Genomic DNA, 21653 nt, shown 5'->3' on the forward strand with positions numbered 1-21653 from the left:
TTTCTTCATCTCCGTAGTTAAAGGCTAAGGCCGAAAAATCGCTTTAATGCCGTTGTGAACGAGCTCTATCGTCTCGATGGCCACATCGCTCGTCGCGGCATTCAGGCTGGGACCGCTCCATTTGGTCGGATAAGCTTCGAAAAAATTCCACCGGCACAATTCAATGCCGTCTTGCTTGTACAGAATAATAGATCCGCTTTTGCGCGAAATCGTTCCTAAGGAAGACTGAGAATACCAATTCCAAAGCTCTTGGGAGGAGGATAAGCCCCGCCTAAGCACGATTGGTGAATTCCTTACTCCCTTAGGCAGACGGTGAACGTAGCCGTTAACCCCGCCTTCGCGAATTTCCTCGAATTCGATTTGCGATTCCAAGCCTTGTACTTCGGAAAAGCCGGCAACCAGCATGCTATCCAGCTCCACAGCGAAGCGAAACGCTCCGTTCACTTTATGGTTCATCGCTGCCACGGTCACGTTCCGTCATCACCTCTTCCCGAATACGTCGAATACGTTTTGTTTATCCGGTTCATCGTTCAGCTTCCGGTTGATTTTCGATATTTCGTCGCACCACCGCCGACGTTCGCGATGATCCATGTTCATGACGTCATCATGGGGCCAATGGAAATAATAGGCGATAAAGCCGACTTCCTCGTAGATCCGCTCAGGCGGATAGGCTACGAGAGGCCCTCCGTTACGGATAAAAAATCGACTTCCACCTCGAACTCATGATCGCATTTCGGGCATGCCGTATGCGCCTTCGGCGCTTCCAAATCGTTAATCTGACGATACAGATTTTGCAGGTAGGCCAAATCCGCCGTAAATAATTTTTCTATCGTTTTCGTGTCCACATGCTTTACTTCTCCCAACCGGGTAATGACGCGGGCTAGTAAAATAACGGTAAGATAACCTTGGTTCTGCTGAACGCGCGCATCGCGCATCGGCAGTATTTCATCTGCCGCGGTTGCTAGCCGCATAACGCCGCGTTTGTGAAGAGTTCCGCTGTCATCCACATATCCGCGCGGGAGCTCGAATTCGTATTCGGTTTGAAATGCCATTCTCAGATCCACTCCTAACTCGTTTTATAAAAAAGGAAAACAAGAGAGAGGGCCTCCCTTGTTGGTGAATCATTATTCATTTTGATATAGAAACAGGCTGCTATTCTATCAATAGCGTTACGGCATAACGCTAAATCGGCATTGTTGCCAAATACCGTCTAAATAACGTTATCCCCTAACGTTATTGCCCCGATAACCCGCATCGAACGACTCTTTGGCACGCAATAGCGTTACAGCATAACGCTATTGCGGCTTTAGGAGCTTTCATCATACAAATAGAGTTATTTCATAACGTTATCCAAGATGATTCAACCAATCCAATATTGGTTATTTAACATTAAGCTGTACGAGTCATGCCTTCATGAGCAAGCTCTAGAAGTTCGATTGCCACTTCCGCGCCCGATCCGTTAAAGCCCGGAGCCGTGTAGCGGGTTGGCCAAGCTTCGATAACCTGCCAAGTAGCAACGTCTCCGCCTTCTTCATCGATGGCGATGATCGTGACCGTTTTGCGTTCAACCGTTCCGTTAATGCATTCTTGTACCCAATCGTAGAGTTCCATGGATTCCGTAGAACCCCATTTAAGAGTGATGTTGCCATACCGAGCTAGGCCCGGAAGCTTACGGGGGGTAATGACTTCATTTCCTTCCCGATATTGCACAACATCGAATGAAGCGTCGAATCCGGCAACTTCGCTGAACCCGGCTTGCTCCAGTCCTTCGATCTCCACACGGAATCTAAAATTGCGGTACGGATCATTACGTTCTCCTGGCATGGGTATCCCCTTCCGATCAATTTATATTCGGGTTATTCCGATCCGGTTTTCTGAGTAATGCGGAAGACGACGAACTCGGCCGGTTTAACAGGTGCAACGCCAATGACGCAGATGAGGCGACCGTTATCGATATCGTCTTGAGTCATCGTGCTGCGGCCGATATCGATGTAGAACGCTTCGGAAGCGCTGCTGCCCATCAATGCGCCGTCTCTCCATATCCGGGTCAAGAAAGCATCGATCGTACGTTGAACGCGGGCCCATAATTGCTCGTTATTCGGCTCGAATACGACCCAGTTCGTGCCGCCCTTGATGGATTCTTCCAGGAAGATGAACAAGCGGCGTACGTTGACGTATTTCCAAAGGGTATTGGAAGAAGCCGTTCTTGCTCCCCATACGCGAATGCCTTGACCCGTAAACGAACGGATCAGGTTCACGCCAACGGGGTTCAAAATATCTTGCTCGCCTTTGTTGTACTGAACGTCAAGGCCGACCACGCCGCGAAGAACTTCGTTCGCAGGAGCTTTCTGTACGCCGCGGGAAGTATCCGAACGGGAGTAGATGCCAGCGATCGTACCGGAAGGCGGAACGAAGATGTTTCTCTTGTCGAGCGGATCGAATACCGACAGCCAAGGGTTATACAGCGCGCAATAGCTGGAATCGAACAGGTTGCGGTGCGTCATGACGTCCGCTACTTTCGTTTTCTCGCGCGGAATGTCCAAGATGGCGAATCGGCTTCCCAAGTTCTCGCAATGAGCGACTAGAGACAACTGGACATTCGCATCCGTTACGCCGGGAATGGCCATGATGCTTACTACGTCGTTGTCGATAAACGCTTGAATGCCCGTACGACGGCCAGGACCGCGGTCTTCGCCCATGAAATCGGAAGCGGCTATGCCGGATACGGAACCGTCCGTACCGCCGGAAAGCACGAATTCTACTTTACCGTCCGTGCCGATTCCGGAGATCGCATCGAATGGGTGCGTAGCATCCGTCGAAGTGATGAGTGCACGCACATTAACGAGGTTCGAACGTCCAGCGACTTTCTCCACGAAAGTAGGAGCTTCCGGATTCAAGGATACTTTCTCGAAGCTTTCGACTTCATCGCTGTAAATAACATGCAACGAGAATTCGCAGGTGGAGAGAATTTTAGTAGGCAGCAATGCATCGTCGACAACGTCTCCGGACAATGCGTCGGCAAGCTCGACCACATTGCCTTGTACGCTGACGATGCGGTTGTATTGCGTTTCGCCTCCGGCAGTATAAGCGACGACATCGCCTGCATAGAAACCGCCGGTATTTTTAACGCGATAACGTTTGTCGGTTACTTCGTAAATTTGCGTTTTGGCTTTGCTGGCATCGGTAATAACGACCTTTACCAAATTGCCCCAAGCTCCGGGGTTTTTCGTCGTAATGTTAAGCGATTCCGAGAAAGAACCTTCATTGGTAGCTACCTGCGCATCCGATGGTGCGACCCGCATGACGTAACAGCGTGATCCGCCGTTCGTAAAAAACTGGTCGACCGCATAGGCCAGGTAACGATAGCTGCCGAACGCGCTTTCGGACAAATAAGAACCGAAATTACGCTGAAAATCGGCGGGACTGGTGATGAGCAACGGCAATCCTTCAACCGCTCCCCGTTGCGCAAGACCGATAAAACCGGCCGTGCTTGTGCTTACGCCGTCGAGCGGCTTGGAACCGCTCTCGAATTCTTCCACGTATACCCCAGGCGACAAATACTCTGCCATGTTCCCCAGTTTCTCCCTTGATACGGTTATGATGTTCCACTCTAGATGCTCGTATGGGGAAAACCAGTTCCTCCTCTCTAAAATGGGTTTATCAAATCGTCAACCGGAAACGCACTGCCCTGCGGCATTCGGCCCAATCAACGCCACACACATGATCAGCCGGATCGGCTAAGCTATAGGCTTATCGAAGGCAAATGTACGACTCGTCCGCCTTCCGCCGTCCAAACAGCTTTGAATTTGCGGTCACCCGCAACGATCTCGACATGAACCGGACATATGGCCGGCAAATGGCCCCGAAGGGGGATAACGACCATTCCGTTCTTGTCGCTCGTCGTTCGAACGGCAGGCAATAACCTCGTTCCGCGATTCCACTTCCGGGTGAAAGGCTGCTCCAACAGGAGGATAGATGGGTCTCCCTGCAAATCGGTTACCTTGCCCCAATCCGTTGCCTCGCCTTCTCTCTCGCGAACGACGAACGCATCTCCCGGCAGAAGCTTGCCGTTACCGGGCGAAATCCGAATGCGATTTCCTTCGCCGCCCGTTTTCTCCTCCGCTAATCGTCCTCTTACCGCCACTTCGTCATCGACATAAGCCGACACTTGCGCTCCTGATAGCGGGTTGCCGGATTCATTGCACACTTTGACAATTAATCCCGTAGCCGCTGAAGGGGCTTTGTAGACGATATTCGGCAATAAGCTTACGGTTAGAACCGGGGGCTGTGAAACATTGTCCAAAACAATCTCTCTGCGATATTCCAAATATGTAGGTGATGTGATAACTAGAGTGCAAGTTTTCCCGGAGTAATCCAGAAACGCATAGCTGCCGTCCGAAGTCCGGATTGGCTTGCGGTCGGTTTCCGCCAAAGACATCCGAAAAGAGGAACCGCTTGGCGTTATACCCGTCCAAATATCGATGGGCTTGACCGCGAGTGTACAACGGGTAATAAAAGTTCTCTCCGCGCGGGTCATGAGCCTCAGCCCCCCTTGTCACGCAACGTAATATTGCGCTCGAGAACACGCGGTCCCGGCTTCACGCGGTTGGACTCAAGCAGAACCGGTCCTACGCGGTAAGCAAGCGAAAGCTTGTAAGGATTGTCTCCGAACTGCCACATCTGCGTAAGCTGTTCCGTGCTTAAGCTCTCTGCGGTAATGCGCAGCTCTTCATTATTCTCCGAGAGAGTTCCTTCCAAATAGGGGCTCCGGAGAACGGAGTTGTCATACAACACCTGCATAACCTTGCCCAGAACACGATGCTCGTCCAAAGTTCGCGTATGCAGATCGGCCGTGGAATGCGCCGTCAGTAAATAATGAAGATCGACCGCAAGCGGGGGATACCTTAGCACGCCGCCTTGAGGCAGCATTTCGTTGCGTCTCGCTTCTCCGTTCTCGCGAACGCTGCATAAGTAGAGCGAGAGGACGAAATCGCCTTTATCGACGGGTGATGCCATTCCGATTAAGTCCGGACGCGGCACAGGATCCGGAGACAGCTGCTCACGAAGCAGCTTCAACAAGCTGGAGCCGACATCCGCGATAACGGTATAACCTCCGATGAGTGCTCCTCCTTCCCGTATCCGGCAAAATCCGATGAGAAAACTTAAATTTCGCCAAGATAATCCTATTATAACTGTAAAAAATCTGGCTGACTATCCAAATGTTTCGTTGATTTCATCTAAATATGGAGCAAAAGTTTCTTTAACGAGAATTTTACCCATTTTCCTTAATTCTTGCCGGGCGGCGCGCACGAAATGGGCCATTCCGATCGGCTTGCTCTCGGCCGCGGCAAGGAAAGCGGCTGCCAGAACGATGTTCTTGATATGACCTCCGGAAACGTCCAAGCGTGACGCCAAAAAGGCCAAATCCAGGTTATCCGCAAGCGGAGCTACCGGGGGAAGATGCGCACGGAATATGTGCTCCCGCTCCGCGGAGCCCGGAAAAGGAAACTTGACGACAAAGCTCATCCGGCGAAGCAGCGCCTCATCCATATTCTGAAGCAAATTCGTCGCCAGCACCGTAACGCCGTCGTATGCCTCGATCCGCTGCAGCAAATAGGCGGCTTCGAGATTGGCGTATTTGTCATGCGCGTCCTTCACTTCCGTGCGCTTGCCGAACAAGGCGTCGCCCTCGTCGAAGAAAAGGATAGCACCGCTATTCTCGGCTTCGGAGAACAACTCGCTAAGCCGTTGTTCCGTTTCCCCGATATATTTGCTCACGATGCGAGAGAGATCGATCCGGTAAAGCTCTAATCCAAGCTCCCCGGCGATGATCTCGGCAGCCATCGTCTTGCCGGTCCCCGGCGGTCCGGAGAACAACATGCTGAGTCCTTTGCCGTAAGGCAGCTTCCGGCCGAATCCCCATCGCTGGTAGACGGTTTCGCGATGCAGAAATCTGCTGCAGGCTTCCTTAAGCAGAGATTGCGGCTCTTCGGACAAAATCAGGTCTTCCCATGATCGGGCCGGAACGATCCGATCCGCCAGTTGGGCAAGCCTATGCCTGAATTGCCCGCGACAAGCGGTTTCCAGATCATTGCGGTTCGGATAGCGATCCCCGCGGCTTAATGCGAGCGCTTCTGCTTGGCGCCAAGCCTTCCCGATTTGTCCGGGCGTGAAGCGGTATTTGTCGGCAAGCTCCCGCCACAACGATTCCGGATATTCGCCAGCCGCATCGAGCGCTTCCACCGTCCAGAAAGCCTCGCGCGCGCCAGCATCCGGGACTCCGACCTCGCCATAGAACCACGTTGCCTCTTCCGGCAGCGGCAGTTCCGAAGGCTGGCGTTTCACATTGGACGTCCAGCAAACGAGCGGCCTGCGCGCAAACCGGCAATAGGTTTCCAAGGCTGCTTTCCATTGCTCGAGATGGGGAATCGCGCTCCCTGCTAATGCATGTTCTTCCGCCAAACATATGGCTCCGTCCGTTAGGATAGCTTCCCTTACGATTCGAAGCATCGTGGTTTCCGCGCGCTCGGAATCCGTCGGGATGCTCCGCATGGAAACGACGAGAAGGCGCTGTCCTCTCGCGCTGGCAAGATGATGAAGGCGAAGCCTCTTGCCGCCTCCGATCGGACCGGACAGATGGAGGAAAGGAACGCTTGCCAAATTCGGGTTACTCTCCAAACCTTTTAGCGAAGCGCTGATCGAATCTCCCGGAGGAAGCATCGGAAGATCGGCTGCCGCTTGCGGCTCGAAGGTCGCAGTCGTATCCGATATCCGTGCGTCCAATGTCTCCGTTTGCAGCAAGAAACTGGTCGTCCGTTCATCCAGTCTCAGCGTTGTTTTAAGCTTCGGCCGCACCGGGCCACCGCCAGCATTCGCATATTTGTCCTCAGGCTCCAGCAACAAACTGCGAATGGCACCGCCTTTGCTCAAATACTGGCGTGCCCGTGCTTGCTCGTCCACCCGATCGCAAAGAAACCGATACGCCAAATCCGGCGTCGGCGCTCTGCACGTTACGTCATCGTTAAAATAAGCAAACCACTTCTCATACTTGCGATTGCATTCCGCTGCAAGGCTGAGCACTAGAAAGCGGCGCTCCCATACCGTTAAGCGAAGCCGCGAGCAGAGTTGGGACAACGGCAAGGTTATGCCCGCCCCCATCGAAGCTTCCGCAGAAGCGGCGATGCTTCGCTCCCGGTTTCGGCGATCTTCGATATATTGAATCCATCCATCGGCCGGATGGTTTTCTTCGCCCCCATTTTCCCAATCCCGCAGCTCATCGGCGGTTACGATAAGCCCTTTCGATCCAATGAGCGGATTAGCGTGGGGATTTCCGCCGCCGATTTCGAGAAGCACCCGAAAGCCGGCTTCAAGCCAGCCGAACTCATCTTCAAGATGCTCTTGCCCATTGCGATAAGGCTCTGGATGTACCAAGGCAACACATCTCCTCTTCCGCCTCTTAGCGGCGCAGCAAAGTAAGCACCGCGATATCGTCGGACTGCGGCGCTCCATCCGCGAACATAAATACGTGCATTAACAATGCGTCAATAATCTCCGCGCTTGACATTCCCGGGGTCATCTCTAAAAATTGGTGCAGACGATCGGGAGAATATTGCTCCTGAGCCGCATTTTCCGCTTCCGTAATCCCGTCCGTATATAGAAGAAGCCGATCTCCATGCTCCAATGTCAAATAACCGTCGTGATACACAGCATCCTCCATTGCGGCAAGCGGCAAGCTTTTCTTCAGTTTAATAGGCTCGATCCTGCCATCCGCGCGAACGACGTAAGGCGTGCAATGCCCGCCCTCGCTCATGACCACTTCCCCGGTGGAACAAGTAAACACCCCGCAGACGATCGTGGCGAACACAGGAGGATTATCGCGCGCTAACTCATCGTTGACCATCGTCAGAAGTTGTCCGGGAGAAAGCCCCGGCCCCATTTTCCCTTTCAGCAGCGTAAGCGTTACGGCCATGAACAAAGCCGCGGGAATCCCTTTATCCGATACGTCTCCTAACGTAAAGAACAGATGGTCATCATCGATTTTGAAAAAATTATAAAAATCCCCGCCGACTTCCTTAGCGGATTTAAGCAGCGCGCACACATCGTAAGGCTCGTAAGCCGAAGGCATCGTCCGCGGCAGGAAGCTCATCTGGATCGTGCCGGCGATTTGCAGCTCGCTCTCCAGACGCTCCTTGATGGCGGTCGTCCTCTTAAGCGCTTCGAGAGATTCTTCTACTTGCGCATAGAGTCTGGCGTTTTCCAAAGCGACGGCCATCGGCTGCGCGACATTCTCAAGCAACAGACGATCCCGTTTCGTAAATGCCCCTGTCCCTTTTTTGTTGATGACTTGAAGCACGCCTTCGACGCGCTGCCGGTTCAGTATAGGCACCGTCAGAAGATTCCGGGTATGAAACCCCGTATGTTCGGCAACGCGATTGGACCATCTCGGATCGCTCACGGTATCGTTAACGATGATGCTTTGGCCGCTTTTCGCGACAAGACCTGCGATACCTTCGCCTGCTTTAAGCCTGATTTCCCGAACCTCTGCCCCTTTATCCCCCTGAGCCAGCTCAAAGAACAGCTCGTCTGTTTCGGGATCGACGAGAAGAACGGAAGCCGCCTCGACGGGAAGCACCCGCTTCGCGGTATTCATAATGAGCTCCATCTGCTCGCGGCGCTTCAATGTAGAATTAAGCTGCATGCTGATATCGAATAACACCTTAGTTCGTCGAATCCTTTGCCCAAGAATGATATACATCGATCCCATGCCCAGAGCGATGCCGCCCAACAAGGCTAAGACCAAGCCCTCCCACTGTCCGCTCACTCGTTATCACCCGCTTTCGGCCAACCTGCCGCCTTTAATATCGCCCTAAGCCTTCAATAGATTCAAAGCTTCGTCCGTAGAAGCGGCTGTTTCCAAAATACTAAGAAACCCCGACATCTCGAACACGTCGCGCACCTGATCGCTCATGTTGGCGCATACGAGACGGCCTTGCAGCGTCCGTACCTTCTTCGCGGCTACGAGTACGACGCGTAAACCCGCACTGCTTATGTATTGCATCTGGGTGAAATCGAATACGAATCGGGTATGCCCTTCTCCGGTCAAAGCCATGAACGCAGCTTCCGCCTCTTGGGCATGATGACCGTCCAATCGCCCTTCTATACTCATTACCGTAGCGCCATCGCGCTGTGCAGTCACAATATTCATAGAGTCGTTTCCTCCTGATTGCTACCATATTTTACGAAGTGTTAACCGATTTCCCGTAAGGGTTCGTTCGTAGATAATCTCGTTCATCATTCGTTTCACGAAAAAAATACCGAGACCGCCGATAGCCCGATCTTCAACGCTTAACGTAATATCGGGCTCGTCCTGTTCCAGAGGGTTAAAGGGAATCGCATCGTCTTCCAGCTTCACTTCGATCCTTCCAGGCTCCGCGTTCACGGCTAACGTGATCAGATGATCTCCGCCCTGGGGGTATCCATAAGTAATCGTATTGGTCAGAAGCTCTTCGCAGGAGAGCGTGAGATCCCATCTTAATCGATCCGTCCAGTTCGAACGGTGTCCGATTCCATCGAAAAAAGCATGCAAACGATCCAACTCGCTCAAGCGATTGGCTAGCTGGATTTCGGCAACCTCTATGCGCTCATTCCCCTGCTCCGTCATCACGCGCACCCCGCTTCCCATTCGCCGGCGTTCGAGATTTTTCACCTTTTTTCATCATAACATATGGGGCCGTTGTTGGAATGAGTGATTTTGCTCTTCTTTTTCCACTTCCCCAAGGAGAATCGCTAAAAAGTACTGCTATTGCTCGTTCTCTCGGCACCAGACCAACCGCAGCGGTAAAAAGTACTGCTACTTCTCGGTTTCTCGGTATCAGACCAACCATAGCGGTAAAAAGTACTGCTACTTCTCGATTTCTCGGCACCAGACCAACCGCAGCGGTAAAAAGTACTGCTACTGCTCGTTCTCTCTCTCAGCACCAGACTAACCATAGCGTACAATTTGTTACTTCGTGCGACGCTGTAAGTTCAGATTCTGAACCTATTGGCAGTTTTGGTGCTCCGTGGACGCTGTAAGTTCAGATTCTGAACCTATTGGTAGTTTTGGTGCTCCGTGCGACGCTTTAAGTTCAGATTCTGAACCTATTGGCAGTTTTGGCGCTACACTTTTTAAAGTATGGCCCCTATCGCAGAGTGGGGAAGCAGCCGGATTTGAATCAAACTTCGTACTAAGGCATCCCTATAACCCGAATTTCATACTTTCGTATAAAGAAAAAGAGAACAGCATACGGAAGATCCCTTCCGTACGCTGTTCTCTCGGCTCATATTCTTTTCAATTATCAAATGACTTCTTCGTGTTGAAAATATTCAGTTGCTGCCTTTTTTCTGAACGTTTGCACAAAATTCCACAACAGCTTCTGCAAGTCTTTGTAATCTTCCGGAAGAGGCGTCGCAAACAGCCCTTTCCTATCGACATCCTTGAGAAGAATATCGCAGAAGCGGTTCAGCATAAAGTCATTGTACGCTAGATCATTCATTCGCAGGCTGTACAAAACCTTATGCATCGACACTATCGTACCTGATGAAACGACTTCCGAATACTTGGAATCTACCAATGGCAGAAGATAATTCAAATAATTCGCCCGGTAGTTCTCTTTTGAAACTTCCTCTATTTTCTGTAGAACCAAGCTTGTTTGGGACAGATCGGTGTCCAGCCCCAGCCACTTTCCAGCCAATCCTAGCACATACTGCCTGAATGCATTCTCGTATTCCTTTTCAGGTATTACCGTTTTCGGAATCATAATTCCTCACCTCTGAGTAGTTCTTTGCCAATTCAGGGTCGTTGTTAAACCAATGGGAATTCCACAGCACGAACATGGCATCCAAGGCTTCCGTGTCGACTACGCCTTCTTTTATCATCTGGACCATGTCGACTTTATCCTTGCTTCGGAAAGCCCTCAATTTAGTAAACCAGATATCGTGCGGGTTCACATATTTAACTTTAAGACTCCGATATTCCCTATCGACTTCCTTCGCCCTCGCCTTATAGTCCGTCGGAAGATAGAAATAATGTTCATCGAACACTTCGAGTCCATGATCGGAAAAAACTCTAGAGAATCTGGAAGGAATGATATCCACGTCATTTGAGCCCCGGTTATTTTTTCTGGCCAGGACAATGGCGGAATACCCTACAACAAAAACTTCTATCGGAGCTGACCGTTTAAATCCTTATCGACTTCCTCAAAAAGTTGAAGGATGCTTTCTTGTGGTTTCATGATCGGCTCCTCTACCATCTACCCTAAATCCGGCGCATCTGTCAACTCAACGACCGGATTCTGCGAAAAGTGCAATTCGAAAACGATGATCTCGTTACTGCCTTGGCGAAGCAACGGTGCCGGAAGATATAACGTTCGCTGCGGTCCTTTCTCCCAATAGCGTCCCAAGTTAAATCCATTGACCCATACGACCCCTTTTGACCAGCCATCCAAGCGAACGAAGGTATCCCCTTTCTCCTCGACACTGAATTCTCCTTTGTAAAAGGCAGGGCGGTCACCCCTCTCATTCAACTCAGGGACGCGCTGGAATGGGATAGATGCCGTATTCTCCATGGGAAGAGGGTAGATCGTCCAGTCAAACAAAAACTGATTATTCAGTCGTACCCCTTCTGTAATTCCTTTATAATCTTTGAGCTTTGGGCCGTAATTGACACGGCCCATGTTCTCCACCACGATGTCCAGTTTGGCGCCGCCATCAGGAATGTCCAGGGAGAGCGGCCGCGGGTCCCATCGCTCCACGGTGCCTTGGTAAATGCCGTCCACAAACACTTGCGCGCGGTCGTGCACCTCCTGTAGGTGGAGCTCTTCACCCGATCGCGGCCCTGTCACTTGCGTCGAATAGACGATAAAGCCGTAATGTTGCCCGATCTTCTCCATTGGCTCCGGACAGGTTCGCCGGACTGGCTCAGAGAGGAACGGCAAATTCTCAAGCAAGTCTGCCTTTTCCGTCATGGATACAAGGCCATAGTTTTTTTTCGGAATGGCTGCAGGCCATTGCGGGAAATCCTGAACGTCTTTTCCTTGAAATTTGGCGATTGCGCTGCGGACGGCTCTGTACTTCTCCGTCTCATCGCCGCACTCCGACAATGGGGCATCGTAGTCGTAGCTGGTGATCGTCGCTGCATACTTCTCGCCAAAGTTCGCTCCGTTATAGAAACCGAAGTTCGTCCCGCCGTGGAACATATAGAAATTGACGGAAGCCCCTGCCTGCAGCATGCGCTCGAACACATCCGCAACCTCATCCGCAGAGCGCGTATGATGCTGCTTCAACCAGTGATCGAACCAGCCGTTCCAATACTCCATGCAAACAAGAGGATCATCGGAACGGTATTTGCGAAGCTGAGCGAAAGCTTCCTCCGGCCTGGACCCGAAGTTGACCGTCGCAAGCGTCCCCGGAATCGTCCCGCCTTGCAGCATACCGTTCTCGGGCCCATCGGAAGTGAAAAGCAATACATCCACACCACGCTTGATTAGAACGTCTTTCAAGTATGTTAAATAGGCTGCATCGTTGCCATAGCTGCCATATTCATTTTCAATCTGCATAGCGATAATCGGCCCGCCGTTCGTGCTCAGCAGCGGCATCAAACGAGGGATCAGCACATCGTAGTAGCTATCGACTTTCTCTAGATAGACCGGATCCATGCAGCGAAGCCGAATATCCGGGTATTGCAGCAGCCAAGCCGGCAGCCCGCCAAATTCCCACTCCGCGCAAATATATGGGCTTGGTCTCACGATGACATGCAAACCGAGCTCACCCGCCAGTCGGATGAAGCGTTCCACATCTGCGAGACCTTCAAAAAAGAAGAATCCTTCCCGTGATTCATGCAAATTCCATGGTATATAGGTCTCTACTGTATTGAACCCGCAAGCTTTCAGCTTGATAAGGCGGTCTTCCCAATATTCGGGGACAACACGGAAATAATGAATAGCTCCTGAAAGGATTTGATAAGGTTGCCCATTTAAATAAAATTGTGCGTCTTTCACTTGTAAAGTCTTCAAGTTCATCACTCCAATAAAATATGATCCAAGCAGGCTTTGGGAGATTGACCTACGATCAGGCGATGACCATCCGTATACCCTTCTTCCCTATCCGTAAGCTCGTTGATCAACCGTTTTCTCCATATTTCAATTTCTGAATCGTATCCTTCAGTCGCCACTAAATTTCGCAGCTCTTTGGGATCAGACTCGAGGTTAAAAAACTGCTCGTCACCCGTTTGAGAATACCAAATATATTTTCTTTTTCCGTCCGTTACAAAATGATAGGACAATTCATTGTATTCATGCTCGCCGTGAATGTAGGATCTCCAACTCGCTGCGCCAGCTTCCCTTCCAAGCGGAAGAACGTTTGAACCATCGACTGAAGACGGAATGGAAACATTCGCTGCATCCAATAAGGTCGGCATGATATCGCGCAGCTCGACCACGTTATCTACCATCTTCCCTTTCTCTATCTGCAGCCTTCCCGTAGGATCATTCAAAATAAAAGGAATCTTCGCGCTGCCTTCATACGCAAGTCTCTTCTGATACAGCCTGTGATCTCCCATTAAATCTCCATGATCGGAAACAAAAAGGATGATCGTGTTTTGACTCACTCCGAATTCGAATAAGGCATTACGCAGCCTGCCAATTTGATTGTCAATATGTGTGATCAGCGCGTAATAGGCAGCAAGAGATTTTCGACGCATTCTCTCTTGGACGATTCCCCTTTTCGTTGTTGGATCCATGCCTTCTTTATGCCGGTCCTCCTGCATCGTCCAATCGCCAATCGGCGGCTCCGGAAGCTCTATGCCCTCATAGATATCCAGGAATGCCTGCGGCGGATCAAGCGGGGAATGCGGACGGACAAAAGAGGTCCAGAGAAAGAATGGTTTGCTCGGATCTCTTCTCCTTAAGAAATCAATGGATTGCGTAACGGCCCAGTTCGTGGGATGAAGGGACTCATCAAGATGCCATGGTCTTGCCACTGTAGATGAATTACAGTCCAATCCATGATCCATAATGTCTTGCTGGTAACCGGCCCTTTCCTTGAGCCATGGCAAATAATCATCGGTTTGATCCCACCACTGCAAAGCAGTCGATCGAGAACGGTCCCGGTTGTAATGCATGTAGCCGTCATGAAGAACGATGTTATGAAATCCGCATAAATTTCTGGTCGGATAGACGTGCATTTTCCCGATACACTGCGTATGATATCCGGCGTTGGCCAGTTCACCAGGCAAAGTATGTTCGTAATTCCATGGAATTTTGTCAGCATAGCCTACTCTGCCATGATGTTTGGGCTCCATCCCCGTGATAATCGAAGCCCTCGCAGGAACACAGGAAGGTGTAGCGGTATAAGCATTCGTAAACGTTACACCCGTACGGGCTAATTGGTCCAAATTGGGAGTCTGTATGACGGAATGGCCCAAATAGTGGAGGCAATCCCCTCGCATTTGGTCAACAGAAATCAACAAAATATTAGGTCTGATCGTCATATGGGCACCCCGATGTATTCGCAAATAATCATTTTGCTTCAGATTTATAATCAATCATTCGGTTCTCCATCCGGCTTTTCTCAGCTGCGAAGCCAATCCTATGACCGGTGATTGATTTATCAAGAGACGTAAATGAAATTGACGGCTGCTGACCGCTCATAATGTGAACAAAGTCTTCAACCAGTCGCAGATCTCCTCCCCCGTGGCTATCATTTGTCACACTGACTTCTACCCGCTCTTCCGTGTAAATGTCGAACGTATTCGGATCCGGACGCCGAATGACAAACCATCCGTCTTCCAACGTTCCTTGAATTTCTCCCTTCGTGCCGACAACAAATAAGGTGCGGCACGGTCTGGAGGAGCCGCCAATCATATTGTGCGTCGCCGTGCTGCCGTTGCTGAACTCCACCATTACCGACTGCCTGTCGACTACGTCATTATCGCAATGCCAGACGCATCGCCCGTGCGGACTTGTTTTCAGAATTTCAAGTTTTTGCGTTTCCGACGTTATCTCGCCCCACTGCTCATACCGCCATATGAGATGGGCCCAGCGGTCGCGCTCAACATAATTTTTCTTAGCGGAGTACGGGCAGCTCTCCTCAATGCTGCAATCGACAACACAACGGGTTCCGGCTCCTTCAGGCGCTTTCTCCGGACGGAAATAAGAACGGCTGCCGAAACTGGATATTTTTGCAGGCATTTCTCCTTCATTCAACCATGTAATGATATCCAAATCATGACAGCATTTCGCCATCAGCATGGACGAACCGCAGCTTTCCTTGGAGTTCCACTTCCCTCTTACAAAGGAAACAGCCATATGGTCATAACACACATGCTCGGCTGTTTGAATGCTGATGATCTCACCGATGTCGCCTGCTGCAATTCGCTTCCGCACCTCCGTATAAAATGGCGCATATCGCAATACATGGCAAACCATGACTAAACGGCTGCACTCTTGCGCTTTTTCCTGCAGCAAAATTAACTCCTGCTCAGTTGTTCCTACCGGTTTCTCCAGTAAGACATCATAACCGCACTCCAGCAAGGGAATGGTTGTCTCGATATGCAAATGATCCATTGTGCCATTGATAATCGCATCTGCAATCGGCGGCTGTGAAACAAGCTGCTCCACATTGTCCCATTGGCGCACCGGATCCATACCGAATTGATCAATCGTCATTTGTCTGCGAACCGGATCAGGATCTACGACACCGACAATTTGCAATTGTTCCGGATGTAGATTGGCATATGATGCATAAACGAAGCTTCTATTACCCGCCCCAACAATAATCACGGTGATTGGTTTCGACTGATTTAACATTTATTCTTTATCTCTCCTTACAGCAAAATCTACACTAAAATCGGATTCAAACAGTTATTGGAGCACATGATCAGCTAGAAAGAGGGATAGCAGTAACTATCCCTCTAAAGAAATTCTTATTCCAAGTTATTTCTTCTCCATCCGGACAGAACCAAACCGTTTTACTGTCCAAACACTCTGAATTCCTTAATGGCCGTCCACGCCGTTCCGGGAGTATCGGTCACATACACTCTTACATACCTGGCATTTGCCGTGAAACTGTGTGTTTGAGTTTGTGCCGTACTGTTGTTTGCCGTATTGTCAGCCACCGTAGTCCAGATGGAATTATTTGTTGACACCTCAACCTTGTATTTCCAAGGTCCGCTACCATCCGGCCAAACGATCTCGCTTCCGGCCAAGTTGAGGTTACTCCCCAGATCGACCTTCCACCAGTTGTTGTTATTCCCGTTGCCTGCCGACCACCATGTACCGGTATCGCCATCATTCGCCCTCTGAGCTGTATTGGTGTTTTGGCTTATGGCAGAAGCTGTTTTATTCAGGGCTATATTTACTGGAGTTCCAAACACTCTAAATTCACTGAAAGCGGTCCATGCCGTTCCGGGAGTTTCGGTTACAGTCACCCTCACATACCTTGCAGCAGCTGAGTAGTGATGGGTCTGCGTTTGTTCGCTGCTTGTGTTTGCTGTTTGATCCATGACCATCGTCCAGTTTGTGTTGTCAGACGACACCTCAACCTTATACTTCCAAATTCTTGTATTATCTAAGAATTCGAGCTCACTTCCGGATAAGTTGTAGCTTCTCCCCAAGTCTACTTGCCACCAGTTGTTCGCATTGCCGTTGCCCGCAGACCACCAGGTCGCCGCGTTTCCATCGACAGCCATGGCTGATGTATGGGAATTTTGGCTAATCGCTGTAGCGGTCTTATTTAACGCTATGTTTTGTTCCGTTTGGAGCGGGATATTCTGGCCGACTTCGATCTCGGATACGGCAAATTTTTTATTCGCATTAAAGTTGCTTTCTTTCACTACAATTCTCATGTGCTTATTGTTGGTTACATCGGGAAAACGTATGGCCATGCCCTCTGCCAGGTTCGAGTTGGTCCACCAGTTCAATCGGACATTTTGCGCGACCGGCGTCCAGACGGAATCCTCTTCTCCGGTCGCCGATGTTTCAATATCGACAAGCGTAGGAGCTTGGCTCTGCGCCATGGTCGCGTATAGATTTACTGTATTGTAATTGACACTGCCATGGAAATCTGCATAAATATATGCGGGCAGGGGCGTATGCTCCAGGGTAACGGCAGGTCTCCCCGGAAGCGGGCTATTCAACTGCAACCCACTGTACACAGACGATATTAAATCGCCGTCATTCAACCGTTCAGGCGGCGTTGCGTTGAATTGCCCCGAAGTTTGGCCGAACATGCTGAATTTGGCATAGGAAGCGATATTTCCTGTTGCCGGCAATGTTGGCGCTTTATAGGGATCCGTCACATTCCTGTTTTTCCAGACCCGATAATAGTCTATATTAAAGTTTAATTTTGGCGGGTTTAGAACACCTTCAGCACGATGATTGATTGAAAAAATGGGTATCATCCGATAATTGATATTTACCGCATGTTCTCGAATCAAATGTCCGTCAAAGAAATAGCGGACATAGCCTGGCGCCCACTCCATTCCGATGGTATGCCAGTCATCCCTGTAATCTTCTCCAGCATTCAAATACATGCTGATATCTGTTTGGGAAGAAGGTCTTTCCGGGAATGCATTGGGGTCTTTGATATGCCAAATCCCGAGTTTGTTATTGTGCTGCGGATAATCTTCCGCATTAAAGAATTCAGGGATGTCGATTTCAGCGTTCTGACTGTTGCCGCCCTTATCGTGAAAGCCAACAAACCATATGGCCGGGATAATCGTTGCACCCCTGTCAATTTTGGTTCTTACTTCAAAAAAGCCATAGGTGGTGGCGAGCGCATCCATATAAGGCACATGCTTTTGAATAGGCACGCCATCTATTTGGGGGCCATTGTTTACGTAATCTTTAGCGCCACCCATAATGCCCACGCCGCGATAGCCATCGTGTTTAGCTAAACCCCGATCCCACCAAAAAGGCCGTGAAGGATCGGCAATCAGCGTCAAAACACCATTGTTTACCGTGTATGTAGGTATGGAACCGCCGACGCCTTCATTTTGTTGTATGGGCCACCAGTCCATATAGGCCTGATGCCATTTGTCCGACAATGTGCTTCCATTGAATTCATCGCTAAGTGCCTCCGAAAAGTCCCATACAGTTGGATCAAATGCATTAAAACGAACGCCGGCCGCTTGGGTTTCTGCCACGATAACATTCGGAACTTGAAGCGCAGGGTCTTTGTACCGCCCTGAAATTTCCTGGGCTTTAACAGCCGGTACACCAAAACTCTGCGAAAATGCGATACACCCCACAGCAATGATCATCGCCATAACGGAAGCAAAGAATTTTCGGCTTTGTGCCGACTTTTGCATACGAAATTCCTCCTGTCAAATTTTATTTATCCTTTCACCGACCCGGCAGTCATCCCCTCAATAATGAAGCGCTGCATGGACAAATAAAAGAGCATTAACGGCAGAATGGTCAAAAACAGCATCGGGAACAGCCTGGCATAATCGATGGTGAACTCGCCGACATTACGGTACAATTCGAGCAGCAATACCCCTTTCTCCCGTGAATGGAGGAAAAGCAGCGGCGTCAAGAAATTGTTCCATGTCGCTAAAGCCGTCAAAATCGCGACCGTCGCCACCACCGGCGTGAGCAGCCGGAACGTAATCGTCCAATACGTTCTGAATACTCCGCATCCGTCGATGAACGCCGCCTCCTCAAGTTCCAAAGGAACAGAGTCGATGAAATTGCGAAATAGAAAAATGGCCAGAGGGAGACTGTAACAAGCCTCAATCAAGATGACGCCCGTAAGCGTATTGATCAAGTCCAGACTGCTTATTAATTTGTACAGGGGCAGCAGGCCCATTTGATACGGAACCATAATTCCCGTCAGAAAAAACATGAAAATATAACCGTACACTTTCCGCTTTCTTCGGGCTATCACATACGCCGCCATGGAAGAAAAGAGGATGACGATGGTGACGCCTGCAACCGAAATGATGACATTATTTTTCAGCGCGGTGAAGTATTTCATCGACTCCAGCGCACTTGTATAGTTTTCCAGCGTAAAATTCAATGGCACTCTTAGAGGATGCAGCAGCGCTTCCTCAGACGTTTTGAACGTCGTAACGAACAGATAATAGACCGGAATAATAAATACGGCAGCCAATACCAACAGACCGATTTCCAGCAACTTTAAGGATATCGTACGTTTACTCTCCATCTATGAACTCTCCTTATGTCCGTTAACCATTATCTGTTTTCCAAATATTTGATCACTCTCAGATGAACAGTGGTCAGAAGCAGAACCAACAGCATGAAGACGATACCGAATGCCGAGCCTTGACCGTAAAAGCCCTCATTGATGCCCTTCGTAATCATCAGCGAAATAATCGTTTCCGTTGCGTGCGCAGGACCTCCGCCTGTCAAGGCGAACACGATGTCGAATACTTTCAAGCCGTTGATCATCGTCATCACCGTGCAGAAGGAAATCGCCGGAAGCAATAAAGGAAGCGTGATAGAACGAAAAGTCTGTAGTCCGGTAGCCCCATCCATTTTAGCAGCTTCATAATAATCGGAAGGAATGGTTTGCAGATTCGCCAAATAAATGACCATGTTGTAACCGACGAACTGCCATACCTGGGTGAATACAACGGCATACAGCGCAATCTTGGGATTGCCCAAAAAATTGATTTTTTCAAAGCCAAGCCCGGTTACAATCTGATTGATTAAGCCAAAATCGGAAGTCGAGTATAGGAAACTCCATAGAAAACCAATAACCAGCACACTAAAAACCGCGGGTAGAAAAAAGATCGAGCGCAGCAGCGATCGGGTAACCAGCTTTTGGTTTAAAGCAACCGCGAGCGGAATCGCGCACACGTTGACGAACACCATATACAAAATCGCATAAGTAAACGTGTTAGTAATGCCTTTCAGATAGACCTCATCCCGCAGCAGAACGGCAAAATTTTTGAAGCCGACGAAGGTCACATCAACAGGATTCACATCCGACCAGTTCGTAAAGCTGTAATAGAACGTCTGGAGCGAAGGCAATATGAAAAAGGTAAAATAAAGCAAAATCGCAGGCGCCAGAAAGAAGATATAGATAGCCTCTTTGCGAAAAGAAACCGCCAGTCTATTCATAGTCAACTCAACCTTATTTTTATAGTTTGGAAAGGAGCGAAGAACGCCTTCGCCCCTTATGTGCAAGCGGCGAAACTACTTGGAGCGCAGCTCGTCGGCTTTATTATCGACATTTTTCAGCACATCTTCCGGTTTCGTCGCTCCGGCAACCAAGCCTTGGAGCTGTATGCCCAGCTCTTTAAAGATCGGGTCCTTCAGCGATCCCCATGAAGCCGGCGGGAAGTAGACATGACCGGCTTTGAACGCTTCGAAGGAGCTTTTGTAGTCGTCCGGCACCGGCAATACGACGCCGTTCAAATACGATTGACCGCCAAGATTTCCGGCAGCAAGCGCCTCTTGGCCTTCCGGCGTGGAAACGAGATCCAGCACTCGGTAAGCTTCGTCTTTCACCTTGGAATTGGCATTGATCCCGAAGGAGAAGCCTGCGCCGCCTGTCAGCCAGCCAACGCCGCCAGCGCTGTTCGGCTGCGGGAACATATCCAGCTTGATGTTCGGATTTTTCTTTTTGATGGCCTCCAGATTCCAGGGACCATTCTTGTACATGGCCGCTTTGCCGCTCGCAAATTCATCCAGCGCCTGCGGATCTTCCAGACCGAGCATATCCATCGTAACGATGCCCCGTTTAACCATCTCTGTCCATTGTGTGAGCGACGGGGAGAGCGCATCCGCCATCTTCGCCGTGCCCAGACGGAAGTTATCGTCGAAGCTTTTGCCCTCCGGCGTGCTGTAATACTCGGTAATCGCCATAGAAATAAAGCTTTGGGCGAGCTGGCTCGGGTTCTTGTAACCGTTCGTCAGCGGCTTGACGCCATTCTTTTTGAGCGTTTCCGCGATCTCGTAAAACTCATTCATCGTTGTCGGTACTTTCAGGTTGTACTTTTCAAAAATCTCGACATTGTAGAAATAGCCGTTGAAAAAGCTTACTTGCGGCAGACCGTACAATTTACCGTTAATGGTATACTGTTTCTTGCCGGCATCCTGATATAAGTTCCCGTACTTCTCGGTTAAGTCCTCGAAATAGCCGAGCTTCACCGTGTTGTCGTTAATCAGAGAGGATATGAGATCCGGCCCCTCGCCTGCAAGCAACTTGGTTCTCACAACCTGGTCGTAGTTTTTGTTCTCTACGTATTGGAATTCGATTTCGATGTCCGGCAGCTTCTCCTTGGCCAGATCGAGGAACGCTTTCACCGTGTCTTCATTGTTCCAATAGATCCAGGTCAATTTCGTCTTCTTGGCGGGAGTGCTTGGCTGTTCCGTTTCCGCTGCCTGCGTCGGGCTGGTCGAGCCGGTCGAGTTGGCAGAGCTGTTCGCCCCACCGCTGCCGCATGCTGTAACGACTAGCAACAGCGCCATGATACTGCAAAATAGAGCTAACTTCTTCCTCATTCTTTGTTGATCCTCCCTTAATATTTTTGTTCTACAGGTAACAGCTTATAATAAAGCGTTTACATTACGTATAACTCATTTCTTTGAAACCTAATAAAATTTTGCGAATTTGAAGATCAGGTATCGATTTTCTGCCGTTTGCCC

The 21653-nt window shown here is 50.0% G+C and carries 20 protein-coding genes; all 20 read right to left on the reverse strand.

Annotation, left to right across the window (positions count from 1 at the left end; translation table 11 throughout):
- Positions 1-24: 24 nt before the first annotated feature.
- Positions 25-471 (reverse strand): phage tail protein, encoded by a 447-nt coding sequence (locus tag K7P76_RS29070; protein ID WP_232189585.1) that lies wholly within the window; start codon positions 469-471, stop codon positions 25-27.
- Between the two features lie 9 nt (positions 472-480).
- Positions 481-696, reverse strand: a complete 216-nt coding sequence (locus K7P76_RS33550) for a DUF6760 family protein (protein ID WP_309244806.1) — start codon at positions 694-696, stop codon at positions 481-483.
- Positions 672-1052 carry a phage tail assembly protein gene (locus tag K7P76_RS29075; RefSeq protein WP_232189586.1) on the reverse strand — a complete coding sequence of 127 codons (381 nt, stop codon included), beginning with the start codon at positions 1050-1052 and terminating at the stop codon, positions 672-674. Before K7P76_RS29075 ends, K7P76_RS33550 begins: the two co-directional genes overlap by 25 nt.
- 337 nt (positions 1053-1389) lie before the next feature.
- The gene (locus K7P76_RS29080; RefSeq protein ID WP_232189588.1) at positions 1390-1824 is read right to left on the reverse strand and encodes a phage tail protein; all 435 of its coding nucleotides are present in this window, start codon (positions 1822-1824) and stop codon (positions 1390-1392) included.
- Between the two features lie 32 nt (positions 1825-1856).
- A complete protein-coding gene (locus K7P76_RS29085; protein ID WP_232189589.1) occupies positions 1857-3569 on the reverse strand; it encodes a phage tail sheath subtilisin-like domain-containing protein in 1713 nt (570 codons plus the stop codon).
- Positions 3570-3742: 173 nt separating this feature from the next.
- Positions 3743-4537, reverse strand: coding sequence for a hypothetical protein (locus K7P76_RS29090; RefSeq protein ID WP_232189590.1), 795 nt, complete (start codon positions 4535-4537; stop codon positions 3743-3745).
- 5 nt (positions 4538-4542) lie between these two features.
- A complete protein-coding gene (locus K7P76_RS29095) occupies positions 4543-5079 on the reverse strand; it encodes a Pvc16 family protein (protein WP_232189591.1) in 537 nt (178 codons plus the stop codon).
- 132 nt (positions 5080-5211) lie between these two features.
- Positions 5212-7431 carry an ATP-binding protein gene (locus tag K7P76_RS29100; protein WP_232189592.1) on the reverse strand — a complete coding sequence of 740 codons (2220 nt, stop codon included), beginning with the start codon at positions 7429-7431 and terminating at the stop codon, positions 5212-5214.
- A gap of 25 nt (positions 7432-7456) precedes the next feature.
- Positions 7457-8821 (reverse strand): PP2C family protein-serine/threonine phosphatase, encoded by a 1365-nt coding sequence (locus K7P76_RS29105; RefSeq protein WP_232189593.1) that lies wholly within the window; start codon positions 8819-8821, stop codon positions 7457-7459.
- 45 nt (positions 8822-8866) lie between these two features.
- Entirely contained in the window at positions 8867-9205 is a 339-nt protein-coding gene (locus tag K7P76_RS29110; protein WP_232189595.1) for an STAS domain-containing protein, read from the reverse strand.
- 21 nt (positions 9206-9226) lie between these two features.
- Positions 9227-9706, reverse strand: a complete 480-nt coding sequence (locus K7P76_RS29115; protein ID WP_232189596.1) for an ATP-binding protein — start codon at positions 9704-9706, stop codon at positions 9227-9229.
- 631 nt (positions 9707-10337) lie between these two features.
- Positions 10338-10799, reverse strand: coding sequence for a hypothetical protein (locus K7P76_RS29120; protein ID WP_232189597.1), 462 nt, complete (start codon positions 10797-10799; stop codon positions 10338-10340).
- Complete coding sequence (locus K7P76_RS29125; protein WP_309244807.1) at positions 10774-11205, reverse strand: DUF6036 family nucleotidyltransferase; 432 nt, start codon at positions 11203-11205, stop codon at positions 10774-10776. The genes K7P76_RS29120 and K7P76_RS29125 overlap by 26 nt, the downstream gene beginning before the upstream one ends.
- An 86-nt stretch (positions 11206-11291) precedes the next feature.
- Positions 11292-13052, reverse strand: a complete 1761-nt coding sequence (locus K7P76_RS29130) for a glycoside hydrolase family 35 protein (protein WP_232189598.1) — start codon at positions 13050-13052, stop codon at positions 11292-11294.
- Positions 13053-13057: 5 nt separating this feature from the next.
- Positions 13058-14527, reverse strand: a complete 1470-nt coding sequence (locus tag K7P76_RS29135; RefSeq protein WP_232189599.1) for an arylsulfatase — start codon at positions 14525-14527, stop codon at positions 13058-13060.
- A gap of 28 nt (positions 14528-14555) precedes the next feature.
- Positions 14556-15845 carry a Gfo/Idh/MocA family protein gene (locus K7P76_RS29140; RefSeq protein ID WP_232189600.1) on the reverse strand — a complete coding sequence of 430 codons (1290 nt, stop codon included), beginning with the start codon at positions 15843-15845 and terminating at the stop codon, positions 14556-14558.
- A gap of 161 nt (positions 15846-16006) precedes the next feature.
- Positions 16007-18346, reverse strand: coding sequence for a discoidin domain-containing protein (locus K7P76_RS29145; RefSeq protein ID WP_232189602.1), 2340 nt, complete (start codon positions 18344-18346; stop codon positions 16007-16009).
- A 26-nt stretch (positions 18347-18372) separates the two neighbouring features.
- Complete coding sequence (locus K7P76_RS29150) at positions 18373-19203, reverse strand: carbohydrate ABC transporter permease (RefSeq protein WP_232189603.1); 831 nt, start codon at positions 19201-19203, stop codon at positions 18373-18375.
- A 29-nt stretch (positions 19204-19232) separates the two neighbouring features.
- Positions 19233-20123, reverse strand: a complete 891-nt coding sequence (locus tag K7P76_RS29155) for a carbohydrate ABC transporter permease (RefSeq protein ID WP_232189604.1) — start codon at positions 20121-20123, stop codon at positions 19233-19235.
- A gap of 75 nt (positions 20124-20198) precedes the next feature.
- Positions 20199-21509 (reverse strand): ABC transporter substrate-binding protein, encoded by a 1311-nt coding sequence (locus tag K7P76_RS29160; protein ID WP_232189605.1) that lies wholly within the window; start codon positions 21507-21509, stop codon positions 20199-20201.
- Positions 21510-21653: the final 144 nt, after the last annotated feature.

It is taken from the genome of Cohnella silvisoli, from assembly GCF_021190915.1.
GTDB classification, from domain to species: domain Bacteria; phylum Bacillota; class Bacilli; order Paenibacillales; family Paenibacillaceae; genus Cohnella; species Cohnella silvisoli.

Coding starts and splice junctions, on each gene's coding strand:
- K7P76_RS29075 (WP_232189586.1), bottom strand. CDS start 1,052: ATGGCATTTCAAACCGAATACGAATTCGAGCTCCCGCGCGGATATGTG.
- K7P76_RS29080 (WP_232189588.1), bottom strand. CDS start 1,824: ATGCCAGGAGAACGTAATGATCCGTACCGCAATTTTAGATTCCGTGTG.
- K7P76_RS29085 (WP_232189589.1), bottom strand. CDS start 3,569: ATGGCAGAGTATTTGTCGCCTGGGGTATACGTGGAAGAATTCGAGAGC.
- K7P76_RS29090 (WP_232189590.1), bottom strand. CDS start 4,537: ATGACCCGCGCGGAGAGAACTTTTATTACCCGTTGTACACTCGCGGTC.
- K7P76_RS29110 (WP_232189595.1), bottom strand. CDS start 9,205: ATGAATATTGTGACTGCACAGCGCGATGGCGCTACGGTAATGAGTATA.
- K7P76_RS29120 (WP_232189597.1), bottom strand. CDS start 10,799: ATGATTCCGAAAACGGTAATACCTGAAAAGGAATACGAGAATGCATTC.
- K7P76_RS29135 (WP_232189599.1), bottom strand. CDS start 14,527: ATGACGATCAGACCTAATATTTTGTTGATTTCTGTTGACCAAATGCGA.
- K7P76_RS29140 (WP_232189600.1), bottom strand. CDS start 15,845: ATGTTAAATCAGTCGAAACCAATCACCGTGATTATTGTTGGGGCGGGT.
- K7P76_RS29145 (WP_232189602.1), bottom strand. CDS start 18,346: ATGCAAAAGTCGGCACAAAGCCGAAAATTCTTTGCTTCCGTTATGGCG.
- K7P76_RS29150 (WP_232189603.1), bottom strand. CDS start 19,203: ATGGAGAGTAAACGTACGATATCCTTAAAGTTGCTGGAAATCGGTCTG.
- K7P76_RS29155 (WP_232189604.1), bottom strand. CDS start 20,123: ATGAATAGACTGGCGGTTTCTTTTCGCAAAGAGGCTATCTATATCTTC.
- K7P76_RS29160 (WP_232189605.1), bottom strand. CDS start 21,509: ATGAGGAAGAAGTTAGCTCTATTTTGCAGTATCATGGCGCTGTTGCTA.